The organism is Micromonospora sp. NPDC049523, from assembly GCF_040676775.1.
Classification (GTDB): domain Bacteria; phylum Actinomycetota; class Actinomycetes; order Mycobacteriales; family Micromonosporaceae; genus Micromonospora_G.
On record NZ_JBFAPP010000038.1, the window covers coordinates 37,763 to 48,798 of the forward strand.

Below are 11,036 nucleotides of genomic sequence, written 5' to 3' on the forward strand. Positions count from 1 at the left end.
ACGTCGATGCCCGGCACCGGCGCAAGCCGGAGCCCCGGCCAGCGGGCCGCCTCCGGTCGTCCCGGACAGGGCGTCCGCAGCCATCCTGACCAGGCCGGACACGTACCGGCGTGTCCGGGACAAGGTCAACCCATTCCGGATTCCGACCAGGTTGGTCAAGCTGGTTCCAGCACCACCGAGCGCTATCGGGGGGCGCAAGGCCGGCGCCATCCTCCTGGCGCCGGGGCTGTCGCGCTGGAGGGGGTCCAGCACCGGCCGCGAGGGTGACGGTTCCGGCAACTAACGGGGGCGTCGGAACCGTCACCCCGCCCGTACGGGCTAGCGATCCGTCGTACGCCAGACGAACAATTCGCTGTCGGGCACCCGCTGCGCGAAAGTGCCGTGGTCCGCGTCCCGATGCAGCAGGCTCCGGAGGTCGTCCTCGAAGCGTGCCCGTCGGTCCCCAAACTCGACGTGGACAGGCTGGTGCCCGGCTGCCGGAGCTGCGTCGGGCGCAACCCGACCGGCGGTTGAACCGGGACGTCACTAGACGTTGAAGCGGAACTCCACCACGTCGCCGTCCTGCATGACGTAGTCCTTGCCCTCCAGGCGGACCCGGCCGGCCGCCTTCGCCGCCGCCATCGAACCGGCGGTGACCAGATCCTCGTACGAGACGATCTCGGCCTTGATGAAGCCACGCTGGAAGTCGGTGTGGATCACCCCGGCTGCCTCGGGTGCCGTCGCCCCGACCGGGATGGTCCAGGCGCGCGCCTCCTTCGGCCCCGCGGTCAGGTACGTCTGCAGCCCGAGCGTGCGGAAGCCGATCCGGATCAGCTGGTCCAGTCCCGGCTCCGACTGCCCGATCGACTCCAGCAGTTCGCGGGCTTCCTCCGCCGGCAGGTCGATCAGCTCCGACTCGACCTTGGCATCCATGAACACCGCCTCGGCGGGTGCGACCAGCAGGCGCAGCTCGTCGAGGAACTCGGCGTTGCCGAGTTCGGCCTCGTCGACGTTGAAGACGTACAGGAAGGGCTTGGTGGTGAGCAGGTGCAGCTCGCGCAGGTGCTCCACCTCGATGCCGGCACGGGCCGCGCCGGAGTAGAGGGTCACGCCGGTGTTGAGCAGCTCGGACGCCTTCTTGGCTGCCTCCACCGCCGCCGCCCGGTCCTTGCGCATCCGCGCTTCCTTCTCCAGCCGCGGCAGCGCCTTTTCGAGCGTCTGCAGGTCGGCGAGAATCAGCTCGGTGTTGATCGTCTCGATGTCGTCGGCCGGCGACACCTTGCCGTCGACATGCACCACGTTCGGATCGGAGAAGGCGCGGACCACCTGGCAGATCGCGGCCGCCTCGCGGATGTTGGCGAGGAACGCGTTGCCCCGGCCCTGACCCTTGGACGCGCCACGGACGAGCCCGGCGATGTCGACGAACGTCACCGGCGCGGGGAGGATCTTCTGCGACCCGTGGATCTCGGCGAGCTTGTCCAGCCGCTCGTCCGGCAGCCCGACGACGCCCGTGTTGGGCTCGATCGTCGCGAACGGGTAGTTCGCGGCCAGCACGTCGTTCTTGGTGAGGGCGTTGAAGAGCGTGCTCTTGCCGACGTTGGGCAGGCCGACGATGCCAAGCGAGATAGCCACGACAGACCAGCATACGCAAGGGTCCCGGCACGCCCGCCGGGACGGCCGCACGGTGACGTCCGAATCCCGCTAGCAAGAGGCCGGACCAGGGGGCACGATCGGTTGCATGGAGTTGGACTTCGAGCGGTGCTACCGGGCGGTCGACAGCCGTGACCAGCGGTTCGACGGCTGGTTCTACACCGGCGTACGGACCACCGGGATCTACTGCCGGCCGTCCTGCCCCGCCGTCACGCCCAAGCGGGAGAACGTCGACTTCTACCCGTCGGCGGCCGCCGCTCAGCGGGGCGGGCTGCGAGCCTGCCGCCGGTGCCGGCCGGACGCGGCACCCGGCTCACCCGACTGGGACGTCCGCGCCGACGTGGTCGGCCGGGCGATGCGACTGATCGCGGACGGGGTGGTCGACCGGGACGGGGTGCCCGGACTCGCCGCCCGGCTCGGCTACACCGAGCGGCACCTGCACCGGATGCTCACCGCCCAGGTCGGCGCCGGGCCACTGGCACTGGCCCGCGCCCAACGCGCGCAGACCGCCCGGATCCTGATCGAGACGACCGACCTCGGCCTGGCCGAGATCGCGTTCGCCGCCGGTTTCGGCAGCGTACGGCAGTTCAACGACACGATCCGGGAGGTGTACGCGGCGGTCCCGTCACAACTGCGGGCGACCGCCCGGCACCGGCCGTCGGGGACCGGGGCGGGCACGGTCTCGCTGCGGCTCGCGTACCGGGCGCCGTTGCACGTCGATGCGCTGCTCGACTTCTTCGCCCTGCGGGCGCTGCCGGGGGTGGAACGTGTCGGCGACGGGTCGTACACCAGGGCGCTGTGGCTGCCGCACGGTCCGGGCGAGGTGACGCTGAGCCCGCTGCCCGGGTACGTGGCGGCGACCCTGCGCCTGAGCGACGTACGCGACCTGGCGCCCGCGGTGGCCCGCTGCCGCCGGCTGCTCGACCTGGACGCCGACCCGGAGGCGGTGGACGGCACGCTGGCCGCCGACCCCGCCCTCACCGCCGCGGTCGCGAAGGAACCCGGGGTACGGGTACCGCGCGCGGTCGACGGCTTCGAGATGGCGGTACGGGCGATCGTCGGCCAGCAGGTCTCGGTCGCCGGCGCCCGAACCGTACTGGGCAGGCTGGTCGACGCCGACCCGACCGACCGGGAACAGCAGGTCGAGCCGGCGGAGCCCAGTGCACCGGGCGAACGCCTGCTGCGGGCGTTCCCGTCGGCGGCGGACCTGCTGGCACTGCCCGACTCGGCGTATGCCATGCCGGCCGCCCGGCGGGAGACGATCCGTACGGTGGCCCGTGCGGTCGCCGACGGCAGTTTGGACCTCGATCCGGGCGCGGACCGGGAACAGCTCACCGCCCAACTGACCGGGTTGCCCGGCATCGGTCCGTGGACCGCCGCGTACGTCCTGCTGCGCGCGGTCGGCGACCCGGACGCGTTCCTCCCCACCGACCTCGGCGTACGCCACGGCGCGACCGCGCTCGGCCTGCCCGACACACCGGCGGCGCTCGCCGAGCACGCCATCCGATGGCGCCCCTGGCGCTCCTACGCCACGATCCGACTCTGGAGAGCAGCATGAACGAGCTGAACAGCAGCACCCTGACCACGCCGACCGGTCCGCTGACCATCCTCACCGGCCCCGACGGGCGGGTACGCGCCGCCGGCTTCACCGCCGACGTCGAGCCGCTGCTGGCGGTCGTACACCCGAGTTTGCGCGGCCCGGTCCGGGCCCGCGCCGACCTGGGCGCGGTGACCGTCGCGGCCCGGTCCTATCTGGACGGTGAGCTGGCCGCGATCGACGAGGTGCCGGTCGAGCAGTACACCGGCGGCGAGTTCATGGCCCACGCCTGGCAGACGCTGCGGGAGGTCAAGCCGGGTGAGCCGGTGACGTACACCGGTTTCGCCGAACTCGCCGGCCGGCCGCTTGCGGTCCGGGCCGCGGCGGCGGCCTGCGCTCGGAACGCCGCCGCGCTTTTTGTCCCCTGCCATCGGGTGCTGCGCACCGACGGCAGCCTCGGTGGGTTCCGGTGGGGGCTGGAGGTGAAGCGCTGGCTTCTCGGTCATGAGCGACAGTTGACGGGAAGCTGACTGCCACCAAATCGGCAGTTACCGATACCGTTCAGTAGTGCCTCCGGACAGTGACATTGACCCCACTTCCCGAGCGGGCACCGGTCCGCACTTCCTGCACAACCTCTGGCGTCTGCGGCGGTACGTCCGCCCGTACGCCGTACGCCTCGGCTGGCTGCTGATCGCCGCGTTCACGGCCACCGGGGCGAGCATCGCGGTACCGCTGGTCACCCGCGAGGTCGTCGACGGTCCGATCGCGCATCGCGACTCCGACGGCCTGTTCCAGCTCGGTGCCCTGGCCCTGCTGTTCGGGCTGGCCGAGGCCGCACTGATCTTCGTACGGCGGTGGGTGCAGTCGTCCACCGCCCTCGGCATCGAATCGGCCATCCGCAACGACATCTACGCCCACCTGCAACAACTGCACGTCGGCTTCCACGACCGCTGGCAGTCGGGCCAACTGCTCTCCCGGGTCACCACCGACCTCTCGGTGATCCGCCGGTTCCTCTCCTTCGGGTTGCTGTTCCTGATCGTCAACACCGTCACCTACCTCACCGTGGTGGTGCTGCTGATCCACCTCTACTGGCCGCTCGGGCTGCTGGTCGCGGCGAGCGCGGTGCCACTGTTCCTGGTCAGCCGCCGGTTCACCCGCTCCTACCTGGCCGCCTCGCGGCAGATGCAGGACGAGCAGGGTGACCTGGCCACCCTGGTCGAGGAGTCGACCCAGGGACTACGCACGATCAAGTCGTTCGGCCGGCAGCCGGTGATGGCGCAACGCTTCGCCGTACGGGCCCGGCAGCTGCACGACACCGCGACCGGCAAGGGTCGGCTGCTCGCCCGTACCTCGGCGGAGTTCGACCTGGTGCCGAACCTGACCCTGGCGGTGGTGCTGGTCGCCGGTACGGTCGCGGTGGCGCGGGAGGCGCTGACCATCGGCGAACTGGTCGCCTTCGTGACGCTGCAACTGATGCTGATCTGGCCGATCGAGTCGCTCGGCTGGATCATCGCCAACGGGCAGGAGGCGATCACCGCCGCCGACCGGATCCACGAGGTGCTCGACACCGTACCGACCATCGTGGACCGCCCGCACGCGGTCGCACTGCACCCGCCGATGGTCCGCGGCCGGCTCCGGTTCGAACGGGTCGGCTTCGGTTACCCGGGCGTCGCCCGCCCGGTGCTCAGCGACGTCACGCTGGAGGTGGAACCGGGCGAGACGATGGCGATCGTCGGCGCCACCGGGTGCGGCAAGACCACCCTGCTGTCGATGGTGCCGCGGCTCTACGACGTCAGCTCGGGGCGGGTCACCCTGGACGGGCGGGACATCCGGGACATCCAACTCACCAGTCTGCGCCGGGTCGTCGGGGTCGCCTTCGAGGAACCGACGCTGTTCTCGATGTCGGTCCGGGAGAACCTCACCCTGGGCCGGCCCGACGCCACCGACGACGAGGTCCGCGACGCGCTCGCCGTGGTCCAGGCCGATTTTGTGTACGACCTGCCGTGGGGCCTGGCGACCCGGGTCGGCGAGCAGGGCCTCTCCCTGTCCGGCGGGCAGCGGCAGCGACTCGCCCTGGCCCGCGCGATACTCGGCCAACCGGGGGTACTGGTGCTCGACGATCCACTGTCCGCGCTCGACGTACACACCGAGGCGCTGGTGGAGGCAGCGCTGGCCCGGATACTGCAGGGCACCACCGCGCTGCTGGTGGTGCATCGGCCGTCGACCGTCGCCCTCGCCGACCGGGTGGCGTTGCTCGCCAACGGCCGGATCGTCGCCGTCGGCACCCACTCGGAACTGCTCGCCACGGTGCCGGACTACCGGGCGGTCCTCTCCGCCGCCGGGGAGTCCGACGACTCCGGCCTGATCCGCTCGTGACCGCCACCGTGCCGGAGGGCAGCCGGGACCAGCAGGAAGCCGCCGGGCCCGCGCCGCATCACGGAGCCACCGATTGGCGGGGCATCGCCACCGACCCGGATGCCGAGCGGACCGTCGCCGAGCAGAGCGGTTCGCGTGCGCTCGCCCGGCTCCGGTCCCGCAGCCGGGCGTTACTCGGCTCCCTGCTCCGGCCGCACCGCCGGCTGATCGGGGTGGCGGTGCTGCTGCTCCTGCTGCAGAACGCCGCCGGCATGGCCGGGCCGTACCTGGTGATGCTCGGCATCGACCGGGCCATCGGGCCGCTGCGTGAGGGAGACCCGCGGATCCTGATCGTGGTGGCGATCGCGTTCGCCGCCGCGGCAGCCGGCGAGTACGCGGGCAAGCGCGGCTTCCTCACCCTCTCCTCGCGGATCGGCCAGGCCGTCCTGATCGACCTGCGCCAGCGGGTGTACGACCACTTCCTGCGCCTGTCGGTCGGCTTCCACGAGCGGTACACCTCAGGACGGGTGATCGCCCGGCTGACCAGTGACATGGACTCGATAGCGGAACTGGTCGACGGCGGCATCGACGATCTCGTACTGGCGGGGTTGTCCATCGTCTCGGTCGCCGGCATCCTGCTCTGGCTCGACGCTCCGCTCGCGGCGGTGACCCTGCTCGCCTTCCCGTTCCTGCTGATCCTCTCGCGCTGGTTCGCCCGCGCGTCCGGAGTCGCCTACCGCCGTACGCGGGAGGCCGTCGCCCTGGTGATCGTGCACTTCGTGGAGTCGCTGGGCGGGATCAGGGCGGTGCAGGCGTTCCGCCGCGAGCCTCGTAACCAGCACATCTTCGCCGAGGTCAACGACGAGTACCGGCGGGCGAACCTGCGCGCCTTCCGGCTCATCGCCACCTACTCGCCGGGCATCACAGTGATCGGCAACGTAACCGTCGCGGTGGTGCTCACGTACGGCGGCTGGCGGGTGCTGGGCGGCCACGCCGAGATCGGCGTACTGGCGGCGTTCCTGCTCTACCTGCGCCGGTTCTTCGAGCCGATGCAGGAGCTGAGCCAGTTCTACAACGCGCTCCAGTCGGCCACGGCCGCGCTGGAGAAGCTCTCCGGGGTGCTCGACGAGCAACCGGGCGTACCCGAACCGAAGACCCCGGCGGCGTTGCCGGCCACCGGCGGCGGCGCGATCGAGTTCCGCCGGGTGACGTTCAGCTACCGGGACGGGACCCCGGTGCTGCCGGAACTGACCCTGCGGATCCCGGCCGGGCAGATCGTGGCGCTGGTCGGCGCGACCGGGGCCGGCAAGTCCACGGTGGCCAAGCTGGTCGCCCGCTTCTACGACCCGACCGGCGGTACGGTCAGCCTGGACGGGGTCGACCTGCGTCAGGTCGAGGACCACCGGCTGCGCCGGACGGTGGTGATGGTGACCCAGGAGAACCACCTGTTCGCCGGTTCGATCGCCGACAACATCCGGTTCGGCCGCCCCGGCGCCACCCAGCCCGAGGTCGAGGCGGCGGCGCGGGCGATCGGCGCGCACGACTTCATCAGCGCCCTGCCCGACGGGTACGACACCGACGTGCACCGACGCGGCGGCCGCCTCTCCGCCGGCCAGCGCCAGCTCGTCGCGTTCGCCCGTGCCTTCCTCGCCGACCCGACCGTGCTGATCCTGGACGAGGCGACCTCGTCGCTGGACGTACCGAGCGAGCGGCTGGTGCAGCGGGCGCTGCGGACGATCCTGCGCGGGCGTACCGCGCTGGTGATCGCGCACCGGCTCTCCACGGTCGAGATCGCCGACCGGGTGCTGGTGCTCGACGCCGGCCGGATCGTCGAGGACGGCCCGCCTGCCGGGCTGGTCAGGTCCGGTGGCCGGTACGCGGTACTGCACCGCCAGTGGCGGGACTCCCTCGTCTGAGTCGGCTTGGCCACCGGCGCGGTGGTTACCTGCGGTAATCGAGCACCGGTCCCGGATGTCGGTATTGGCGGCCACGATCCGGTCCGCCGGCTCGGTAGCATTCGGGTCATGACGGATACGGCGAAGAACCAGCGCGCCGGTGTTCCCGAGCGTCCCACCCTGGACGGACTCGAGGAAACCTGGTCGCGCCGTTGGCAGGAGGAGGGCACGTACGCGTTCGACCGCTCCAAGGAGCGGACGAGCGTATACGCCATCGACACCCCGCCACCGACCGTATCCGGCGAACTGCACATGGGTCACGTCTTCTCGTACACCCACACCGACACGGTGGCCCGGTTCCAGCGGATGCGCGGCCGGACGGTCTTCTACCCGATGGGTTGGGACGACAACGGCCTGCCCACCGAACGCCGGGTGCAGAACGTGTACGGCGTCCGCTGCGAGCCGTCGCTGCCGTACGACCCGGACTGGCAGCCGCCGCAGCCACCGATCACCGCCGACGCGCGGAAGAACCCGATCCCGATCTCCCGGCGCAACTTCGTCGAGTTGTGCACCCGACTCACCGGCGAGGACGAGCAGGTCTTCGAGGCGCTGTGGCGGCGGCTCGGCCTGTCGGTGGACTGGTCGCTGACGTACACCACGATCGGTGCGCGGGCCCAGGCCACCTCGCAGCGCGCGTTCCTGCGCAACCTGGCCCGGGGCGAGGCGTACCAGGCCGAGGCACCGACGCTCTGGGACGTCGGCTTCGCCACCGCGGTCGCACAGGCGGAGTTGGAGGACCGGGAACGGTCGGGTGCGTACCACCGGCTCCGCTTCGCGGTCGCGGCCGACAGCACGCGGCCCGCCGACGGGTACGTGGAGATCGACACCACCCGACCAGAGTTGCTGCCGGCGTGCGTGGCACTGGTCTGCCACCCCGACGACGAGCGGTACGCCCACCTGGTCGGCGGGACCGTACGGACACCGGTCTTCGGGGTCGAGGTGCCGGTGCACGCGCATTCGCTGGCCGATCCGGCCAAGGGCACGGGTCTGGTGATGGTCTGCACCTTCGGCGACCTGACCGACGTGACCTGGTGGCGGGACCTGCAACTGGAGACCCGCGTGGTGATCGGGCGGACCGGTCGGCTGCTGCCCGAGCCGCCGGCCGGGGTCGACCCGGTGCACTACCAGCCGCTCGCCGGCAAGACCGTGAACGCGGCCCGGCGGGAGCTGGTCGCCCTGCTGACCGCCTCGGGTGACCTGGTCGGCGAGCCGAAGGCGATCACCCACCCGGTGAAGTTCTACGAGCGCGGCGAGAGCCCACTGGAGATCATCTCCAGCCGGCAGTGGTACCTGCGCAACGGGGGCAGGGAGCCTGAACTGCGGGCCGAGCTGCTGTCGCGGGGCGACGAACTCAACTGGGTGCCGGCGCACATGCGGCACCGCTACGAGCACTGGGTGGGCGGCCTCACCGGCGACTGGCTGGTCAGCCGGCAGCGTTTCTTCGGAGTGCCGATCCCGGTCTGGTACCGGCTCGACGACGCTGGCGAGCCGGACTACAGCCACCCTCTCACGCCGGACGAGTCCGCGCTCCCTATCGACCCATCCAGCGACGTGCCGGCCGGCTACGACGAGGCACAGCGCGGTAAACCGGGCGGTTTCACCGCCGATCCGGACGTCATGGACACCTGGGCCACCTCTTCGCTCACCCCGCAGATCGTCGGCGGGTGGGAGACCGATCCCGACCTGTTCGACCGGGTCTTCCCGATGGACCTGCGACCGCAGGGGCAGGAGATCATCCGTACCTGGTTGTTCTCTTCGGTGGTCCGCGCGCACCTGGAGCACGGCGTGCTGCCCTGGCGGGACGCGGTGCTCTCCGGCTGGATCCTCGACCCGGACCGGAAGAAGATGTCGAAGTCCAAGGGGAACGTGGTCACCCCGATGGCGCTACTCGAAGAGAGCGGCGCCGACGCGGTGCGGTACTGGGCGGCGAACGGTCGTCCCGGCACCGACCTCGCGTTCGACCCGGCCCAGATCAAGGTCGGCCGGCGGCTCGCCACCAAGCTGCTCAACGCGTCCAAGTTCGCGCTCGGGCTGGGCGCCGCCGACGCGCTGCGGGCAGAGGTCACCGAGCCGCTGGACCGGGCCATGCTGGCCGGGCTCGGCACGGTGGTCGCGACCGCCACCACCGCCTTCGACGCGTACGACCACACGGCCGCTCTCCAGGCCACCGAGTCCTTCTTCTGGACGTTCTGCGACGACTACATCGAGTTGGTGAAGGAACGGGCGTACGGGTCCGGGCCGGCCGCCGAATCGGCACGGGCTGCCCTGGCCACCGCGCTGTCGGTCCAGTTGCGGCTCTTCGCCCCGTTCCTGCCGTACGTCACCGAGGAGGTCTGGTCCTGGTGGCGGTACGGCTCGGTGCACCAGGCGCCGTGGCCGACGACGTACGAGCTCGATTCGGTGGCGGCGGACGGTGACCCGGAGTTGCTCCGGCTCGCCGGGGCGGCGCTGACCCAGGTCCGCCGGGCGAAGTCGGACCGCAAGCTCTCCATGCGGACCGACGTCCCGTTGGCCGAGGCGCTCGGCCCGGCCGAGTTGCTGGAACGGTTGGCCCTGGTCGGCGACGACCTGCGGGCCGCCGGCCGGATCGCCAAGCTCGACTTCCTGCCCGACCGCGCCCCCGACCTGGTCATCGCCTGCGCGTTCTGAGAAAGGTAAAGGGCCGCTTCCGGGTCTTCCCGGAAGCGGCCCTTTACCTTTGACGGAGGTCGGTAGGACAGGTCGCCTCAGTACGGCCAGTCGCCGCGCAGGAAGCGCAGGCCGAGCAGGAAGGTGATCACCGCCGGTCCGAGCAGCAGGGTGATCGCCTGCAACCGGTACGGAATCCGGTGCCGGGTCAGCTCCACCGCGTTCAGGAAGACGATCACACCGGCGAGCATCATGAAGCCGCCCCACCAGTCGGTCCCGCCGAAGTCGACCCGACCGGCCCGGATCAGCAGGAAGGTGGCCCCGAGCGCCACCCCGCCGAGCGCCAGCATGGCGACCGTACGGTGCGCGGCGCGGGCCAGCGGGTGCACCGGATGCCAGCCGTACGTGCCGGCGACGGCGAACGACGGCAGGATGATCATGAGCGGCCAGCCCTGGCCCATCGCGCCGAACATGAGTAGCGCGCCCACGGTGAAGACCAGTGTGCCGATACAGGCGACCAGATAGCCGGCGAAGGCCCGTCCCCCACCGCGCATCAGCAGCGGGCCACCGCTGGCCGCGATCAGCGCTCCCGGCACCAGGATGAACCCGGCCCACCAGTGGAACCGGTCGATCGACTGGGCGGTCACGGTGACCGCCGCGACGGCCAACCCGGCCACCGCCACGCTCGCCAGCCAGCTCGTCGCCGCTCCCGGACGACCCGATCCCACGGTACGGATGTCTGTACTCACCCCGCCGACTCTGCCCCCTCAAACGCCCCCATACCATCCCGCCAGCCCTACCATCCCCAGACGGGCTAACCCGAACCCACCCGTTGATCATGAAGTTAGCGACGCTCCGAAGGCTTCGGAGCGTACGCGACGCCGAGCCGGTCTTGCGCAGCAGATTGGACACGTGCACGGTGACCGTCCGGA

7 protein-coding genes are annotated in these 11,036 nt (G+C 71.1%); 5 read left to right on the forward strand and 2 right to left on the reverse strand.

The features are described 5' to 3' along the window. Positions 1-525: 525 nt before the first annotated feature. Positions 526-1,611: a redox-regulated ATPase YchF gene (gene ychF, locus AB0J90_RS34090; RefSeq protein WP_326562619.1), complete on the reverse strand. Its 1,086-nt coding sequence runs from the start codon at positions 1,609-1,611 to the stop codon at positions 526-528. A 106-nt stretch (positions 1,612-1,717) separates the two neighbouring features. Between ychF and AB0J90_RS34095 the strand changes: the two genes are divergently transcribed. The 5 genes from AB0J90_RS34095 to valS all read left to right on the forward strand — a co-directional run bounded on the left by AB0J90_RS34095 (position 1,718) and on the right by valS (position 10,125). Further along, positions 1,718-3,187, forward strand: a complete 1,470-nt coding sequence (locus tag AB0J90_RS34095) for an AlkA N-terminal domain-containing protein (protein ID WP_363603168.1) — start codon at positions 1,718-1,720, stop codon at positions 3,185-3,187. Then, positions 3,184-3,696 carry a methylated-DNA--[protein]-cysteine S-methyltransferase gene (locus AB0J90_RS34100; RefSeq protein ID WP_363603170.1) on the forward strand — a complete coding sequence of 171 codons (513 nt, stop codon included), beginning with the start codon at positions 3,184-3,186 and terminating at the stop codon, positions 3,694-3,696. The genes AB0J90_RS34095 and AB0J90_RS34100 overlap by 4 nt, the downstream gene beginning before the upstream one ends. 37 nt (positions 3,697-3,733) lie before the next feature. Further along, on the forward strand, positions 3,734-5,542 hold the full coding sequence (locus AB0J90_RS34105; protein WP_363603172.1) for an ABC transporter ATP-binding protein: 1,809 nt from the start codon (positions 3,734-3,736) through the stop codon (positions 5,540-5,542). Continuing rightward, positions 5,539-7,437 carry an ABC transporter ATP-binding protein gene (locus AB0J90_RS34110; protein ID WP_363603174.1) on the forward strand — a complete coding sequence of 633 codons (1,899 nt, stop codon included), beginning with the start codon at positions 5,539-5,541 and terminating at the stop codon, positions 7,435-7,437. Before AB0J90_RS34105 ends, AB0J90_RS34110 begins: the two co-directional genes overlap by 4 nt. A 108-nt stretch (positions 7,438-7,545) precedes the next feature. Continuing rightward, complete coding sequence (gene valS / locus AB0J90_RS34115) at positions 7,546-10,125, forward strand: valine--tRNA ligase (protein ID WP_363603176.1); 2,580 nt, start codon at positions 7,546-7,548, stop codon at positions 10,123-10,125. Between the two features lie 77 nt (positions 10,126-10,202). Here valS and AB0J90_RS34120 read toward each other — a convergent pair whose 3' ends face one another. After that, positions 10,203-10,853: a hypothetical protein gene (locus AB0J90_RS34120; RefSeq protein WP_363603178.1), complete on the reverse strand. Its 651-nt coding sequence runs from the start codon at positions 10,851-10,853 to the stop codon at positions 10,203-10,205. Positions 10,854-11,036 lie beyond the last annotated feature (183 nt).